Source organism: Pseudomonas simiae (assembly GCF_900111895.1).
Classification (GTDB): Bacteria; Pseudomonadota; Gammaproteobacteria; order Pseudomonadales; family Pseudomonadaceae; genus Aquipseudomonas; species Aquipseudomonas simiae.
This window is the reverse complement of record NZ_FOKB01000002.1, coordinates 151097-167751: the sequence shown is the minus strand read 5'-3', so window position 1 is coordinate 167751 and position 16655 is coordinate 151097. Positions and strand designations below refer to the sequence as shown.

The 16655-nt window shown below is 59.7% G+C and carries 16 protein-coding genes; 11 read left to right on the top strand and 5 right to left on the bottom strand.

Translation table 11 applies throughout. The features are described from left to right. The first annotated feature begins 65 nt into the window (after positions 1-65). The 6 genes from BMZ57_RS06755 (at position 66) to BMZ57_RS06730 (ending at position 7119) form a co-directional block, all read left to right on the top strand. On the top strand, positions 66-1481 hold the full coding sequence (locus tag BMZ57_RS06755; RefSeq protein WP_010213189.1) for an OprD family outer membrane porin: 1416 nt from the start codon (positions 66-68) through the stop codon (positions 1479-1481). A gap of 80 nt (positions 1482-1561) precedes the next feature. Further along, a complete protein-coding gene (locus tag BMZ57_RS06750; RefSeq protein ID WP_010213190.1) occupies positions 1562-3160 on the top strand; it encodes an ABC transporter substrate-binding protein in 1599 nt (532 codons plus the stop codon). Positions 3161-3236: 76 nt separating this feature from the next. Beyond that, positions 3237-4247: an ABC transporter permease subunit gene (locus tag BMZ57_RS06745; protein WP_003171721.1), complete on the top strand. Its 1011-nt coding sequence runs from the start codon at positions 3237-3239 to the stop codon at positions 4245-4247. A 10-nt stretch (positions 4248-4257) separates the two neighbouring features. Next, positions 4258-5169, top strand: coding sequence for an ABC transporter permease subunit (locus BMZ57_RS06740; RefSeq protein ID WP_010213191.1), 912 nt, complete (start codon positions 4258-4260; stop codon positions 5167-5169). A 10-nt stretch (positions 5170-5179) separates the two neighbouring features. Then, positions 5180-6148 carry an ABC transporter ATP-binding protein gene (locus BMZ57_RS06735; protein ID WP_010213192.1) on the top strand — a complete coding sequence of 323 codons (969 nt, stop codon included), beginning with the start codon at positions 5180-5182 and terminating at the stop codon, positions 6146-6148. Further along, a complete protein-coding gene (locus BMZ57_RS06730) occupies positions 6148-7119 on the top strand; it encodes a peptide ABC transporter ATP-binding protein (RefSeq protein WP_010213193.1) in 972 nt (323 codons plus the stop codon). Before BMZ57_RS06735 ends, BMZ57_RS06730 begins: the two co-directional genes overlap by 1 nt. A gap of 113 nt (positions 7120-7232) precedes the next feature. Here BMZ57_RS06730 and BMZ57_RS06725 read toward each other — a convergent pair whose 3' ends face one another. From BMZ57_RS06725 to BMZ57_RS06715, 3 genes are all read right to left on the bottom strand, one after another. After that, positions 7233-7487, bottom strand: a complete 255-nt coding sequence (locus BMZ57_RS06725) for a hypothetical protein (protein ID WP_010213194.1) — start codon at positions 7485-7487, stop codon at positions 7233-7235. 96 nt (positions 7488-7583) lie between these two features. Next, positions 7584-7913 (bottom strand): hypothetical protein, encoded by a 330-nt coding sequence (locus BMZ57_RS06720; RefSeq protein WP_021491899.1) that lies wholly within the window; start codon positions 7911-7913, stop codon positions 7584-7586. 83 nt (positions 7914-7996) lie between these two features. Next, positions 7997-9580, bottom strand: coding sequence for a peptide chain release factor 3 (locus BMZ57_RS06715; protein WP_010213196.1), 1584 nt, complete (start codon positions 9578-9580; stop codon positions 7997-7999). A gap of 330 nt (positions 9581-9910) precedes the next feature. On the opposite strand from BMZ57_RS06715, the gene BMZ57_RS06710 reads away from it, so the two are divergent. The 5 genes from BMZ57_RS06710 (at position 9911) to BMZ57_RS06690 (ending at position 15006) form a co-directional block, all read left to right on the top strand. Then, the gene (locus BMZ57_RS06710) at positions 9911-10627 is read left to right on the top strand and encodes an ABC transporter permease (RefSeq protein ID WP_003215977.1); all 717 of its coding nucleotides are present in this window, start codon (positions 9911-9913) and stop codon (positions 10625-10627) included. Positions 10628-10647: 20 nt separating this feature from the next. Next, on the top strand, positions 10648-11544 hold the full coding sequence (locus BMZ57_RS06705; protein ID WP_010213199.1) for a glycine betaine ABC transporter substrate-binding protein: 897 nt from the start codon (positions 10648-10650) through the stop codon (positions 11542-11544). Positions 11545-11555: 11 nt separating this feature from the next. Further along, the gene (locus BMZ57_RS06700; RefSeq protein ID WP_010213201.1) at positions 11556-12209 is read left to right on the top strand and encodes an ABC transporter permease; all 654 of its coding nucleotides are present in this window, start codon (positions 11556-11558) and stop codon (positions 12207-12209) included. Beyond that, on the top strand, positions 12206-13363 hold the full coding sequence (locus BMZ57_RS06695; protein WP_010213202.1) for an osmoprotectant ABC transporter ATP-binding protein OsmV: 1158 nt from the start codon (positions 12206-12208) through the stop codon (positions 13361-13363). The genes BMZ57_RS06700 and BMZ57_RS06695 overlap by 4 nt, the downstream gene beginning before the upstream one ends. Before the next feature lie 479 nt (positions 13364-13842). Beyond that, a complete protein-coding gene (locus tag BMZ57_RS06690) occupies positions 13843-15006 on the top strand; it encodes a type III PLP-dependent enzyme (protein WP_010213203.1) in 1164 nt (387 codons plus the stop codon). 49 nt (positions 15007-15055) lie between these two features. Here the strand turns inward: BMZ57_RS06690 and BMZ57_RS06685 are convergent, their stop codons facing one another. Together BMZ57_RS06685 and BMZ57_RS06680 are read right to left on the bottom strand one after the other, a co-directional pair. Then, on the bottom strand, positions 15056-15808 hold the full coding sequence (locus BMZ57_RS06685) for a tetratricopeptide repeat protein (RefSeq protein WP_010213204.1): 753 nt from the start codon (positions 15806-15808) through the stop codon (positions 15056-15058). Positions 15809-15810: 2 nt separating this feature from the next. Then, positions 15811-16491, bottom strand: coding sequence for a Fe2+-dependent dioxygenase (locus BMZ57_RS06680; protein ID WP_010213205.1), 681 nt, complete (start codon positions 16489-16491; stop codon positions 15811-15813). Positions 16492-16655 lie beyond the last annotated feature (164 nt).

Here is a 16655-nt window from a genome sequence, read left to right as displayed (position 1 = left end):
CACACCCAATAGCCGGATCACCAAAAAAGACCGGCATTAAAAAGAGAACCAAAGGAGCTTCATTCATGAAACTGAGCAGCAAAGCGCTTCTGGCCCTGGCCATCAGCAGCATCACGGCTACCGCCTACGCTGAAACCACCAGCCAGGACTTCGTTCCGACCACTTTGGCCGGCACCAGCGCCCAAAGTGAGGCCAAAGGCTTTATCGACGGTCAAAGCCTGGGCGGTACCACGCGTAACTGGTACTCCAACGAAATGAAATTTCGTGGTCAGAAATTCGGTTACTACAAAAATGCCGCCGATAAAGCCGCAGATGTAAAAACCAACGTTTCCCGCCGTTACAACTGGGCCCAAGGCACCATCCTCAACTACTCCTCGGGCTTCACCCAGGGCACCGTTGGCGTGGCCACCGAAGTGGCGGCCTATAACTACATCGCGTTGATCGATGATCAAAAAGATATCGCTGGCGGCTCCAACCGCACCCTGGCCCACACTTACGGTGACGCCGTAGGCCAATGGAGCAAACTGGGCCTGGCCAACGTCAAGTTCCGTGTTTCGAACACGACCTTGACCGCCGGTCGCCAGAACTTCAGCAGCGGCATCATGGACACCATCGGCAACCGTGCGCTGCCTTCGAGCTTTGAAGGTGTGAGCTTCAACAGCGAAGAATTCAGCAACCTGTCGTTCCAAGGTGGCGTGTTTGACCGCGTTTCGCCACGTACCGAACAAAGCCTGTCGAAATTCCGCAGTGAGTACAGCAGCAGCGGCGTTGAGACCGACAAGGTCTACACCCTGGGCTTCAACTACCAGCCGCTGAAAAGCCTGAAAACCAGCGTCTTCGCCGCTAACGTCAAAGACTTCTGGAACCAGTACTACTTCGGCGCTACCCATGAACTGGGTGACAGCCAGGTACTGAGCCTGACCACAGGCCTGAACTACTACAAGACCGTCGACGAAGGCAAAAAGTTGATGGGCGAAATCGACAACGATACCTACTCGCTGTCGCTCGGCCTGACTCACCAAGCTCATAGCCTGACCTTCTCGTACCAGGAAGTGAACGGTAACGAGTACTTCGACTACCTGCACGAAACCAACGGCATCTACCTGGCCAACTCCCTGACCTCTGACTTCAACGGTCCAAACGAGAAGTCCTTCCAGGTTGCCTACGCCATCAACATGGCCGAATACGGCGTTCCAGGCCTGAAGTTCAACATCTACTCGGCACGCGGCTGGGGCATTGACGGGACTCACTACCGTGGCGACAACGGCGTGAAAGACTTCGCCTACAACGGCATCCAGGCCCAGAACGGCGAACACCACCAGGAATACGGCATTGGTTCTTCCTATGCGATCCAGAGCGGTCCTCTGAAAGCGACTACTGTTCGCGCCACCTACGTGACGCACCGCGCCAGCGAAAACCAGTCTGACGGCAACCTGCGCGAATTCCGCCTGGTTACTACCATCCCATTCAACATTCTTTAATTAGCGCCAGGTAGACGGCGGGCTCAGGACGAGCCCGCCGTCTACGCTTGTCTGGTCCCATCGATTGCAGAGGGCTCTGAATGAAAATGCTCCCGCTACAAGCCGCTATGGCTGCCGCGCTGTTGAGCGTGGCGATCGGCGTTTCGGCCAAACCACTGGTGGTCTGCACCGAAGCCAGCCCGGAAGGTTTTGACCCGGTCTTGTACACCACGGCCGTGACCGCTGACGCCGCGGCTGAAACCATGTTCAACCGCCTGGTGGACTTCAAGCCCGGCACTACCGAAGTGGTTCCCGCGCTGGCCAAAGACTTGCCCGAGATCAGCGCCGATGGCCTGACCTACACCTTTCACCTGCGTGACGATATCAAGTTCCACACCACCGATTACTTCAAACCCACGCGCAACATGAACGCCGACGACGTGCTTTGGAGTTTCCAGCGTCAGCTGGACCCGAATCACCCGTGGCATAAAAAGTCCCTCGTGGGTTACCCGTACTTCGAAAGCATGGGCTTCAAGGAACTGCTCAAGAGCGTAGAAAAGACTGACGATCACACCGTCGTCTTTACCCTGACCCGTCCTGAAGCACCGTTCCTGGCCGACCTGGGCATGGCATTCTCTTCAATCCATTCGAAGGAATACGCCGACCAGTTGCTCAAATCCGGCAAGACCGAAGACCTCAACGCCAAGCCCATCGGCACGGGCCCGTTCGTCTTCACCCGCTACCAGAAAGACGCCCAGGCGCGGTTCAAGGCCAACCCCGACTACTTCCGTGGCAAACCGGCAGTCGACCCGTTGATCCTGGCGATCAGCACCGATAACAACGTGCGCCTGCAGAAGCTCAAGGCCAACGAATGTCAGATCGCGTTGTTTCCCAAGCCCGATGACATTCCAAGCATCAAGAAAGACCCGAACCTGAAAGTCGACGAACTGGCGGCGATGACCACCAGCTACACCGCGTTGAACACCACGCACAAATACATGAGCGATGCGCGGGTCCGTCACGCGATCAACATTGCGTTCGACAAGGCCGGCTATACCGAAGCCCTGTTCGGCAAAGGCAATGCGGTGGTGGGCACCGGCCCTTATCCGCCGACCTTGCTGGGTTTCAACGAAAAACTGAAGAACCCGCCCCGCGATCTGGACAAAGCCCGCGCGCTGCTCAAGGAAGCCGGCGTACCGGAAGGCACCGAGTTCACCCTGTTCACCCGCAACGGCGGCGGCCCGACCAACCCTAACCCGATGCTCGGCGCACAGCGCATGCAGGCGGACCTGGCGCAGATCGGCCTGAAGGTGAATATCAAAGTCATGGAATGGGGCGAAATGCTCAAGCGTGCTAAAAACGGCGAGCACGACATGGTTTCGGCTGGGTGGGTGGGTGATAACGGCGACCCGGACAATTTCCTGACCCCGAACCTGAGTTGCGATGCAGCGAAAAACGGCGAAAACTACGCCCGCTGGTGTAACAAAGAGTTTCAAGACTTGATCGACAAAGCTCGCGCCATCGCTGAACCCGCCCAGCGCGCTGCACTCTATGAACAAGCACAGGACGTTTTCGATAAGGACCAACCATGGCTTCCCATGGCTTACCCGAAACTGTTCACCGCCATGCGCAAGAACGTAGAAGGCTTCACCCAAAGCCCTCTGGGTACAAATAACTTCGCCACCACCCAGGTGAAGTAAATAAGAAAAACGCTCGGCGCCGTCGCTATTGACGGCGCCGGACCTGCCTAACCGGCTGATTGAGGTACACGACAAGATGTTTAGTTTTATTGCCCGCCGACTGGGGTTATTGATCCCCACGTTTTTCGGCATAACGTTGCTCACGTTTGCGTTGATTCGCATGATCCCTGGCGACCCCGTCGAAGTCATGATGGGCGAGCGGCGCGTCGACCCCGAGATGCACGCACAGGCAATGGAACGCCTTGGTCTTAACAAGCCGCTGTATGCGCAATACCTGGATTACGTCGGCAAACTGGCCCAGGGTGACCTTGGCGAATCGCTGCGTACCCGCACCAGCGTGTGGACTGAATTCACCGCCCTCTTCCCGGCGACCCTGGAACTGTCCATGGCCGCCCTGTTGTTCGCCGGTATCCTGGGCCTGTTGGCCGGGGTGATCGCGGCGCTTAAACGAGGATCCCTGTTCGACCATGGGGTGATGGGCATCTCCCTCGCGGGATACTCGATGCCGATCTTCTGGTGGGGCCTGATCCTGATCATGTTCTTCTCGGTCAGCCTGGGCTGGACCCCGGTGTCCGGGCGTATCGACCTGCTTTACGACATCGAGCCGCGCACCGGCTTCATGCTGATCGACACCCTGCTGGCTGACGAGCCGGACGCGTTCTGGGATGCCCTGCACCACCTGATCCTGCCGGCCATCGTGCTCGGTACCATTCCGCTGGCGGTGATCGCACGGATGACCCGTTCGTCGATGCTCGAAGTGCTGCGCGAAGACTACATCCGCACCGCCAAGGCCAAAGGCCTGTCGCCGGCGCGCGTGGTGTTCGTGCACGGCCTGCGTAACGCACTGATCCCGGTATTGACCGTGGTCGGCCTGCAAGTCGGCACGCTGTTGGCCGGTGCGGTTTTGACCGAAACCATCTTCTCCTGGCCCGGCATCGGCAAATGGCTGATCGAAGCCATTGGCGCGCGGGACTACCCGGTGGTGCAGAACGGCATCCTGTTGATCGCCTGCCTGGTGATCCTGGTGAACTTCGTGGTGGATATCCTCTACGGCTTCGCCAACCCACGCATCCGTCACCAGCGCTGAGATCATGACCATGACCACACCTACTCCAGTGTCAGCAGTCGATCAAAGCCTGCTGTACCCGTCTCCGTACAAAGAATTCTGGCAAGCCTTTTCCAAGAACAAAGGCGCGGTTGCCGGCCTGCTGTTCATGTTGCTGATCGTGTTCTGCGCGATCTTTGCCCCGTGGGTTGCGCCGCATAACCCGAGCGAGCAATACCGCGACTTCCTGCTGACCCCGCCAGCCTGGCTGGAAGGTGGGCAGATGCAATTCCTGCTGGGCACCGACGAACTGGGCCGTGATTTGCTCTCGCGCCTGATCCAGGGCTCGCGCCTGTCCTTGCTGATCGGTTTGTCGTCGGTGGTAATGTCGCTGATCCCGGGGATCCTGCTGGGTCTGTTCGCCGGGTTCTTCCCGCGCTTGCTCGGCCCGACCATCATGCGCTTGATGGACATCATGCTGGCCCTGCCGTCGCTGCTGCTGGCTGTAGCCATTGTCGCGATCCTCGGCCCTGGCCTGATCAACACCGTGATCGCCATCGCGATCGTGTCGTTGCCGTCCTATGTTCGCCTGACCCGCGCTGCGGTAATGGGCGAGCTGAACCGTGACTACGTGACCGCCGCCCGCCTCGCCGGCGCCGGCCTGCCACGTCTGATGTTCATCACCGTGCTGCCCAACTGCATGGCGCCGCTGATCGTTCAGGCCACCTTGAGCTTTTCCTCGGCGATCCTCGATGCCGCGGCTCTGGGCTTCCTTGGCCTTGGCGTACAACCGCCAACCCCGGAGTGGGGCACCATGCTGGCTTCGGCCCGTGACTACATCGAACGCGCCTGGTGGGTGGTGAGCCTGCCTGGTTTGACCATTTTGCTCAGCGTGCTGGCAATCAACTTGATGGGCGACGGCCTGCGCGATGCGCTGGACCCGAAACTCAAGAACGCCGCCTGAGGAGATTCCCATGTCACTGTTAGAAATCAAGAATCTCAACGTCCGCTTCGGCGACAAGACCGCCGTGCCGGTGGTCGATGGCCTCGACATCTCCGTCGACAAAGGTGAAGTACTGGCGATCGTTGGTGAGTCGGGTTCGGGTAAATCCGTGACCATGATGGCGCTGATGGGCCTGATCGAACACCCCGGCATCGTCACCGCCGACGCGCTGAACTTCGACGGCAAGGACATGCTCAAGCTGAGCAACCGCCAGCGCCGTCAGATCGTCGGCAAAGACCTGGCGATGGTATTCCAGGACCCGATGACTGCACTGAACCCCAGCTACACCGTGGGTTTCCAGATTGAAGAAGTGCTGCGCCTGCACCTGAAAATGTCCGGCAAACAAGCGCGCAAGCGTGCCATCGAGTTGTTGGAAAAAGTCGAAATTCCAGGCGCTGCCAGCCGTATGGATGCCTACCCGCATCAACTGTCCGGCGGTATGAGCCAGCGTGTCGCAATCGCCATGGCGATTGCCGGCGAGCCGAAACTGCTGATTGCGGATGAGCCGACGACTGCACTGGACGTGACCATCCAGGCGCAGATCATGGAACTGCTGCTGGCCCTGCAGAAAGAACAGAACATGGGCCTGGTGCTGATCACCCACGACCTCGCGGTCGTGGCGGAAACCGCCCAGCGCGTGTGCGTGATGTACGCCGGCCAAGCCGTGGAAGTCGGCCAGGTACCGCAACTGTTCGACATTCCAGCGCACCCTTACAGCGAAGCGCTGCTCAAGGCGATCCCGGAGCACAGCCTCGGCGCCACGCGCCTGGCCACGCTGCCCGGTATCGTACCCGGCCGCTATGACCGTCCGCAGGGCTGCCTGCTGTCGCCGCGTTGCCCTTACGTGCAGGAAAACTGCCGTACCCAGCGTCCCGACCTTGACCCGAAAACCAACAGCCTCGCGCGCTGCTTCTACCCCTTGAACCAGGAGGTGGCGTAATGGCCGTCGTTCTTACCGCCCGCGACCTTACCCGTCACTACGAAGTGTCCCGTGGCCTGTTCAAGGGCCACGCCACGGTGCGTGCCCTCAATGGCGTGTCCTTCGAGCTCGAAGCCGGCAAGACCCTTGCGGTTGTAGGCGAGTCGGGTTGCGGCAAATCCACCCTGGCCCGCGCGCTCACATTGATTGAAGAGCCGTCTTCCGGGTCCCTGAAAATCGCCGGACAAGAAGTCGCGGGCGCCGACAAGGCCCAGCGCAAGCAACTGCGCAAAGACGTGCAGATGGTGTTCCAGAGCCCGTACGCCTCGCTGAACCCACGGCAGAAAGTCGGTGATCAACTGGCCGAGCCGCTGCTGATCAACACCAACCTGTCTGCCGCCGAACGCCGCGAGAAGGTACAGGCAATGATGAAGCAAGTGGGCCTGCGCCCTGAGCATTATCAGCGCTACCCGCACATGTTCTCCGGCGGCCAGCGCCAACGGATCGCCCTGGCCCGCGCCATGATGCTGCAACCGAAAGTGCTGGTGGCGGATGAACCGACTTCCGCGCTGGACGTGTCGATCCAGGCCCAGGTGCTCAACCTGTTCATGGACCTGCAGCAGGAATTCAACACCGCCTACGTGTTCATTTCCCACAACCTGGCAGTGGTGCAACACGTTGCCGACGACGTGATGGTGATGTACCTCGGTCGCCCAGTGGAGGTCGGTCCCAAGGAAGACATCTACGCACGCCCGCTGCACCCGTATACGCAGGCGCTGCTGTCGGCGACCCCGACCATCCATCCAGACCCGAACAAGCCGAAGATCAAAATCGTCGGCGAGCTGCCCAACCCGCTGAACCCGCCGCCAGGCTGCGCCTTCCACAAGCGCTGCCCGTATGCGACCGCGCGATGCAGCACCGAGGAGCCGCAACTGCGGCCGTTGGATAACCGTCAGGTGGCTTGCCACTACGCGGAGCAGTTCGTCGCGTGACATCGCAACAAAAATGCCCTGGGTGATCAGCCCAAGGCATTGCAAGTGTTCTACAGCCCTTCCCATCAGGTTGCGCATCAGCCGGGTGGGAGGGGCTTTCTTTTGGGCGATGCCTACGTCTGGCTGTCGCCTTCATCGTCCGGATCATCACTGTCCGGTTCGTCGGTGGTGGAATCATCATCGCCCTCACTGCCACCCTGGTCCTTGTCGCCAGGCTCCGCCTCAGACTTCGCCAATTGCAGATCCTGGCGATGCCCAGAAGACCCAACACTGCTCTGCAGCGGGTTATGCGCCCAGGCCGACGACATCCCCAACGACAACAGCACCAGCACCTTTATCAACAGCACGACTCGTTGAAAAATACTCATGGTTGATTCCGTCCAGTCAGTAGGTAGATCCCACGCGACAGCCGTTTACCGCCGCCATCGTTGACGCTAGTCGCGATGCCGGGATAGCGCCAGGTATCAGGTTTCGCCGTCGTCGTAGGTTTCACTGTCCTCGCCATCGTTGTAGGGATTTTCCTGATCTTCCTTCGGGGCGGGCTGGGCTTGCGGTTTCCAGCTGCCGGAGTTGACCTCTTGCTGCTTTTTCTTGGTGACAGGGCCGGTGTCTTTCCATTGGGGCGTTCCAGCGCCCGCCAGCGCCCAATTGCCGGCCAGCCCCAGAGCCGCCAGCAACATCAGCTGAACGGCACGTTGAGTTATACGCAAGGTCGCCTCCTGATCCGTCGGTGAGTGGGTGAAGTAGTTGAATACGCTAGACCCGATGCGGGCTTCTTGCCAATCGATCGCCATGCGCAGATCAAAATGTGGTGTTCAGCGCCCACAAAAAAGGGCGAAGCCATGACAGCCTCGCCCTTTTATAAACCGCTCAGACCTTAATGGTGCTCACGGGTTGCGCGGAATTTCACATCTGGCCAGCGCTCTTCCATCAGCGCCAGGTTGACTCGGGTCGGGGCCAGGTAGGTCAGGTGACCACCGCCATCCACCGCCAGGTTTTCCACGGCCTTGTTGGAGAACTCTTCCAACTTCTTCTTATCGCTGCAATCGATCCAGCGCGCGGAGTACACAGTGATCGGCTCATACGAGCACTCAACCTTGTATTCCTCTTTCAGGCGGCTGGCGACCACATCGAACTGCAGCACGCCGACGGCGCCGAGGATGATGTCGTTGCTGCGCTCGGGGAAGAACACCTGGGTGGCGCCCTCTTCCGCCAATTGCTGCAAGCCTTGGCGCAGTTGCTTGGATTTCAGCGGGTCACGCAGGCGGACGCGGCGGAACAGTTCCGGTGCGAAGTGCGGGATACCGGTGAACCCCAGCGCTTCGCCTTCGGTGAAGGTGTCGCCGATCTGGATGGTGCCGTGGTTGTGCAGGCCGATGATGTCGCCCGCGTAGGCTTCCTCGAGCTGTTCACGCTCGGAGGAGAAGAACGTCAGGGCGTCGCCGATGCGTACGTCCTTGCCGGTGCGCACGTGGCGCATCTTCATGCCTTTTTCGTATTTACCGGAGCAGATGCGCATGAAGGCAATACGGTCGCGGTGTTTAGGGTCCATGTTCGCCTGGATCTTGAACACGAATCCGGTGAACTTCTCTTCGACCGGCTCTACGGTGCGTTCGTTGGCGACACGTGCCAACGGGCGCGGGGCCCAATCCACTACAGCGTCGAGCACATGGTCGACACCGAAGTTGCCTAGGGCGGTACCGAAGAACACCGGGGTCAACTGGCCGTCGAGGAATTCCTGCTGGTTGAACTCATGGCAGGCGCCCTGCACCAGTTCCAACTGGTCGACAAAGCGGTCGTACTCGTCACCCAGGTGGGCGCGGGCTTCGTCGGAGTCGAGTTTCTCGATGATCTTGGTTTCGGTGCGCTCGTGACCATGGCCGGCGGTGTAGACAATGATGTAGTCGTCGGCCAGGTGGTAAACGCCCTTGAAGTCGCGGTAGCAACCGATCGGCCAGGTGATCGGTGCGGCCTTGATCTTCAGGACGGCTTCGATTTCATCGAGCAGCTCGATCGGGTCGCGGATGTCGCGGTCGAGTTTGTTGATGAAGCTGACGATCGGAGTGTCACGCAGACGGCACACGTCCATCAGCGCGATGGTGCGCGGCTCGACGCCCTTACCGCCGTCGAGGACCATCAGTGCCGAGTCCACCGCGGTCAGGGTGCGGTAGGTGTCTTCGGAGAAGTCTTCGTGGCCCGGGGTGTCGAGCAGGTTGACCATGTGGTCGCGATACGGGAACTGCATGACCGACGTGGTAATGGAAATACCCCGTTGTTTTTCCATTTCCATCCAGTCAGAGGTGGCATGGCGGTCGGATTTGCGGGATTTCACCGTGCCGGCCACCGCGATTGCCTTGCCCATCAGCAACAGCTTCTCGGTGATGGTGGTTTTACCGGCATCGGGGTGGGAAATAATGGCGAAAGTGCGGCGTTTCGCGACTTCGGCGGCCTGGTGGGTCATGGGAAATCGCCTGGCAGGTGAGTCAAAAAAGGGCGGCGAGTATAGCGCAAACCCAGGCAGCCAGACCACCGTTCAGCCCATTGGGGGTGGCTAAATGCTGCCAAGTATGGAACCTTTTAAAAGGTAGAGACGTCCACTCCCCTGCTACCGCACTCGGAACAGGGGCTGATAAATCAGCAAGTTAGCCTGACGAGGCTGCGCTCATGGCTCGATCGCATACCGCGTTGCCGGTATCGGCGAGCTGCATTTCGCGACCACATTCAGAGGCAGCCAGGCATGGCATGCCACGAAGGAATGTGTTCGCCGACAGAAGAAAAAAGGAGTCCGCCTGTGGCTATTCGCTATGGCAAAGGGCTGATAGGAGGAGCGGTTGTCGTCGCCCTCTTGGCCCTGCTGGTCCACTGGATCGGCATCAACACGATCGAACTGTACCGCGACGATTTGTTGTTTTACCTGCAAGCTCATCTGATCCTGGTTCTTGTCTCCATGCTGGCCGCCCTGATTGTGGGGATCCCCGCCGGTATCCTGCTCAGTCGACCGAACATGGTCGGGCGTGCAGAACGCTTCATGCAGATCTTCAACATCGGCAACACCGTCCCTCCCCTGGCCGTACTGGCCATCGCCCTCGGCGTCCTCGGCATCGGCAGCGGCCCTGCGATCTTCGCCCTGTTCCTCGCCTCCTTGCTGCCCATTGTGCGCAATACCTACGAAGGCCTGAAAAACGTGCAGGGTTCTTTGAAGGAAGCTGCCGTCGGCATCGGTATGACACCGCGCCAAGTGCTGTTTCGCGTCGAATTGCCCAACGCCGTGCCGATCATCATCGGTGGCGTGCGCGTGGCGCTGGCAATCAACGTCGGTACCGCACCGCTGGCCTTCCTGATCGGCGCCAACAGCCTGGGCAGCCTGATCTTCCCCGGCATCGCCCTGAACAACCAGCCGCAATTGCTACTCGGCGCCGCGTGCACCGCGCTGCTGGCGTTGTTGCTTGACGGTCTGGTGACCATGGCCAGCCGCCTCTGGTTGGAACGCGGGTTGCGTCCGTCTTAAGGCTTGGCAAAGGAAATCACATGAAAAGACTGACCCTGATATTGAGCTGCGTCCTGCTGTTTGCAGGCATTGCGCAAGCCGCCGAAAAACCGGTGATCCGCATCGGCGCCCGGGTGTTCACCGAACAGACCCTGCTCGCCGAAATCACTTCCCAGTACCTGCGTACCAAGGGCTACGACGCCCGTGTGACTGGCGGCCTGGGCAGCAACCTGGCGCGCAGTGCCCAGGAAAGCGGGCAACTGGACCTGATCTGGGAGTACACCGGCGTGTCGCTGGTGGCCTACAACCATGTCGACGAGAAACTCGACAGCGAACAGTCCTACGCTCGAGTCAAAGAACTCGACGCTAAAAAAGGCCTGATCTGGCTCTCGCCGTCGCGCTTCAGCAATACCTACGCCCTGGCCCTGCCCGAGAACGTGGCCAAGGAGTTCCCGCAGATCAACAGCATCAGCGACCTGACCCACGCCCTGGCGGAAAAAACCAAAGGCACGCGCCTGGTGGCGCTGGACACCGAGTTCGCCAACCGGTCCGACGGCATGGGCGGCATGGTCAAGCTGTATGACATGAACCTCACGCGTAAAAACACCCGGCAGATGGACGCCGGCCTGGTCTACACCGCCCTGCGTAACGGTCAAGTGTTTGCCGGTTTGGTCTACACCACCGATGGTCGCCTGAACGCCTTCAAACTGAAGCTGCTGGAAGACGACAAGCATTACTTCCCGGACTACACCGCCGCACCGGTGATCCGTCAGGCGTATCTCGACCAGCATCCAACCCTCGCGGCTGAACTCAAGCCGCTGGCCGATCTGTTCGACGACGAAACCATGCGCCAGTTGAACGCGCGGGTCGACGTCGACCATGAAAGCCCATCCGCTGTTGCCGCCGACTTCCTGCGCCAACATCCCATCAATCAATAAGAGGAGAAGACATGGAATTCCTGAACGCCTTTTCCCATCTTGATTGGGCCCAAGTCCTACAACTGACCGGACAGCACATCACCTTGGTCGGCATCGCCGTGATCCTCGCGATCCTGATCGGCGTGCCCCTGGGCATTCTGATGACACGCTTTCCGACCCTGGCCGGTCCGCTGCAAGCCAGCGCCACCGTGTTGCTGACTGTACCGTCCATCGCGCTGTTCGGTCTGCTGCTGCCGTTCTATTCCAAGTTCGGCCAGGGCCTGGGGCCGATGCCGGCGATCACCGCCGTGTTCCTCTACTCCCTGCTGCCGATCATGCGTAACACCTACCTGGCCCTCACCGGGGTGGAACCGGGCATTCGCGAAGCCGCACGCGGCATCGGCATGACCTTCGGCCAGCGCCTGCGCATGGTCGAGCTGCCCATCGCCGTGCCGGTGATCCTCGCCGGTGTGCGCACCGCCGTGGTGATGAACATTGGTGTCATGACCATCGCCGCCACCATCGGCGCCGGTGGCCTGGGTGTACTTATTCTGGCTTCCATCAGCCGCAGCGACATGTCGATGCTGATCGTTGGCGCCGTGCTGGTCAGTCTCCTGGCCATCTTCGCCGACCTGCTTCTGCAATGGCTGCAACGCTCGCTGACTCCAAAAGGATTGCTCAAATGATCGAACTTCAAAACCTGTCCAAGACCTTCCAAAGCAACGGCAAGACTGTGACGGCCGTGAACGATGTAAGCCTGACCGTCAATGAAGGCGAGATTTGCGTCTTTCTCGGCCCGTCGGGCTGCGGCAAGAGCACCACGCTGAAAATGATCAACCGCCTGATCAAGCCCACCTCGGGCAAGATCCTGATCAATGGCGAAGACACCACCGACCTCGACGAAGTGACCCTGCGTCGCAACATCGGTTATGTGATCCAGCAGATCGGTCTGTTCCCCAACATGACCATCGAGGAAAACATCGTGGTCGTGCCTAAATTACTCGGCTGGGACAAGCAGAAATGCCATGACCGCGCTCGCGAGTTGATGAGCATGATCAAGCTGGAGCCCAAGCAATACCTGCACCGCTACCCGCGTGAGCTGTCGGGTGGCCAGCAACAGCGCATCGGCGTGATCCGTGCCCTGGCGGCCGATGCGCCACTGCTGCTGATGGACGAACCGTTCGGCGCGGTCGACCCGATCAACCGCGAGATGATCCAGAACGAGTTCTTCGAGATGCAGCGCGCGCTGAACAAGACCGTGATCATGGTCAGCCACGACATCGACGAAGCCATCAAGCTGGGCGACAAGATCGCCATCTTCCGCGCCGGCAAGCTGTTGCAGATCGATCATCCGGACACCCTGCTCGCCCACCCGGCCGACGAATTCGTCAGTAACTTCGTGGGCCAGGACAGTACCCTCAAGCGCCTGTTGCTGGTGAAGGCCGAAGATGCGGCGGACAACGCGCCGTCGGTGAGCCCCGAGACGCCGGTGGCCGATGCATTGGAATTGATGGATGAGCATGACCGCCGCTACATGGTGGTCACCTGTGCCGAGAACAAGGCACTGGGGTATGTACGACGTCGCGACCTGCACCGTCAGACCGGGACTTGCGGCCAGTACCTGCGCGAGTTCAACGCCACGGCGGCGTATGACGAGCATCTGCGCATCCTGTTGTCGCGCATGTATGAGTTCAACCGGTCGTGGCTGCCGGTGATGGATGCGGAGCGGGTATTCCTCGGCGAAGTCACCCAGGAGTCGATTGCCGAGTACCTGAGTTCCGGTAAGTCCCGTGGGGGCAAGACCAGTATTGTGTCGCCTGCCGAGACCGCCCTGGCCTGATCTGACTCGACTCGGTTAAAACATGTGGGAGCGGGCTTGCTCGCGAATACGGAGTGTCAGTCACTGAATAGAGTGACTGATGCAGCGCTTTCGCGAGCAAGCCCGCTCCCACATTTGGTCTGAGGTGTGCCAGGGAAATTCCAGCGAATTGCCCCTTCCGGGGAACATCATTCCGTCATACCTGTCGGTTACATAAGTAGCTGCACCGGTTCCCGCGACGAACGCGTGCAAAAACGCGACATTTTTAGTTGATCTATGGCCTCTCACGTCCTAAAGTTCGCGCCGAACGTCCATGCTGGAAACGATCCATCCGGCTCAAGTACTGACGACGAGACAGCAAGGCCAAGGGAAGCGGTTAGTCCCATGGCCTTTTTGCTTTCGGCGACATGCCTTGGGAAGTAGGCGAACCAAAGTGGGGATACGGAGGACGTTCAGTTGCACCCATTGATTACTACAGTTTGCCCTTAGGAGTTCCCAGCATGTCGATCAACGTCGAAGACTATTTCGCGCGCGCCACTTTTGACAAAATGAAGGCGTTCGCCGACAAGCAAGAAACCCCATTCGTGGTGATCGACACCGCGATGATCAGCCAGGCCTACGATGACCTGCGCGCCGGTTTCGAATTCGCCAAGGTCTATTACGCGGTCAAGGCCAACCCAGCCGTCGAGATCATCGACCTGCTCAAAGAGAAGGGTTCGAGCTTCGACATCGCCTCGATCTACGAGCTGGATAAAGTGATGGATCGCGGCGTCAGCGCCGACCGTATCAGCTACGGCAACACCATCAAGAAATCCAAGGACATCCGCTACTTCTACGAGAAGGGCGTGCGTCTGTTCTCCACCGACTCCGAAGCCGACCTGCGCAACATCGCCAAGGCCGCACCGGGCTCGAAAGTGTATGTGCGTATCCTCACCGAAGGCTCGACCACGGCTGACTGGCCTTTGTCGCGCAAATTCGGCTGCCAGACCGACATGGCCATGGACCTGCTGATCCTCGCCCGTGACCTGGGCCTGGTGCCTTACGGCATCTCGTTCCACGTCGGCTCGCAACAGCGCGACATCAGCGTGTGGGACGCGGCGATCGCCAAGGTCAAAGTGATCTTCGAACGCCTGAAGGAAGAAGACGGCATTCACCTCAAGCTGATCAACATGGGTGGCGGCTTCCCGGCCAACTACATCACCCGCACCAACAGCCTGGAAACCTACGCCGAAGAAATCATCCGCTTCCTCAAGGAGGATTTCGGCGACGACCTGCCGGAAATCATCCTGGAGCCAGGCCGTTCGTTGATCGCCAACGCCGGTATCCTGGTCAGCGAAGTGGTGCTGGTGGCGCGTAAATCCCGTACCGCCGTCGAGCGTTGGGTGTACACGGATGTGGGCAAGTTCTCCGGCCTGATCGAAACCATGGACGAAGCCATCAAGTTCCCGATCTGGACCGAGAAGAAAGGCGAGATGGAAGAAGTGGTCATCGCCGGCCCGACCTGTGACAGCGCCGACATCATGTACGAGAACTACAAGTACGGCCTGCCGCTGAACCTGGCGATTGGTGATCGTCTGTACTGGTTGTCGACCGGTGCGTACACCACCAGCTACAGCGCGGTTGAGTTCAATGGCTTTCCGCCGTTGAAATCGTTCTACGTCTGATCGTCCCTCCCGGGAACGATCAACCGCTGTAGGAGCCGGCTGCCGGCTCCTACAGGTTCAGGTGTGTGGCGCGCTCTTTGTAAGCCTCGGCCATCGCCCGAATCTGCGGATCATTCGCTGCTGCCAGTGCCTTGTGCGCCGTGCGCAGGAACTTCAGATTCCCGCCCGCCAATGCCTTGCGCAGCCACGCCAGCGCCGCCTCGATTTGACCGCTGTCAGCCAACACCGCCGCATAGCTGAACTGCCCGCGAAAATCCCCGGCTTCGGCTGAGCGTCGATACCAATCCACGGCAGCGTCCAGGTCCCGTGGGCAGAACAGGCCCTCTTCCAGATAACGCCCCACCAAGTTCATCGACTTGGCATGCCCCTGCTCCGCCGCCTGACGGTAGAAGGCCAGTGCCTGTTGTTGGTCTTCAGCGACGCCGCGTCCGGTCGCCAGCAGATTGGCATAGTTGTATTGACCCCAATCCAGGCCGGCCTTTGCTGCCATCCGGTATTCCCTCGCAGCCGCCACCTCATCGACGGCACACCCCCAGCCATGCTCCTGGCAACGGCCTGCCATATTGCGTGCCATCAAGTGCCCGCTTTGGGCTGCAATCCGGAACCAGCGCAAGGCAAGCGCTTCATCGCGCGCAATGCCACGCCCTTCCAGCAGGATCTGCCCGAGCAGCGCCTGGGCATCCACCACGCCCTCCTTCGCCGCGATCAGGATCGCCTGGGCGGCACGGACGGGCGAATCGTCAAGCATGCTCTGCAGCTGCTCAACGTTGAGCACTTCTTCGCGGCGCAATAAAAAGCCCATGCTCAGACCTCGACCCAGCGGCGCAGCAAGTTGTGATAGGTGCCGGTGAGTTGGATCAACGCAGGGTGGTCGGGCACATCGGCGCTCAGTTGCTGGATCGCGCCGTCCATCTCGAACAGCAGGGTGCGCTGGCTGTCTTCGCGCACCAGGCTTTGGGTCCAGAAGAACGAGGCATAGCGCGCACCGCGGGTCACGGCGTTGACTTTATGCAGGCTGGAACCGGGATACAGCACCATGTCGCCGGCCGGCAGCTTCACACGCTGCAGGCCGAAGGTGTCCTGGATCTCCAGCTCGCCGCCGTCGTATTCATCGGGGTCGCTGAAAAACAAGGTGGACGACAAATCGGTGCGCACGCGTTCGTGGCTGCCTTTGGGCTGGCGCACGGCGTTGTCGATGTGGAAATCAAAACTGCCGCCTGCGGTGTAGCAGTTGAGCAACGGCGGGAAGACCTTGTGCGGTAACGCCGCCGACATAAACAACGGGTTCTGCCACAAGCGCTCCAGCATCGCCGCACCGATTTCCTTGGCCAGAGGGTGGCCTTCAGGCAATTGCAGGTTGTGCTTGGCTTTGGCGGACTGGTGCCCGGCGGTGATTTTACCGTCGGCCCAATCGGCGTTTTCCAGGGCTTGGCGAATGCGCTGCACTTCCTCACGAGAGAACAGGCCGGGAATGTGCAGCAGCATGGGCAATACCTGAATTCGGAAAGGCGCCAATGGTATTGATTCTTATCCGCCCTGTAAAACGCCGGGACGAACGAGTCCGTAAAAACCGTAAGGAAAAAGTGTAAAGAATGTAAATTTAGTGCAATTAGCAATGTATCGCAATTGATAGAAAGTCGTGTTCACCC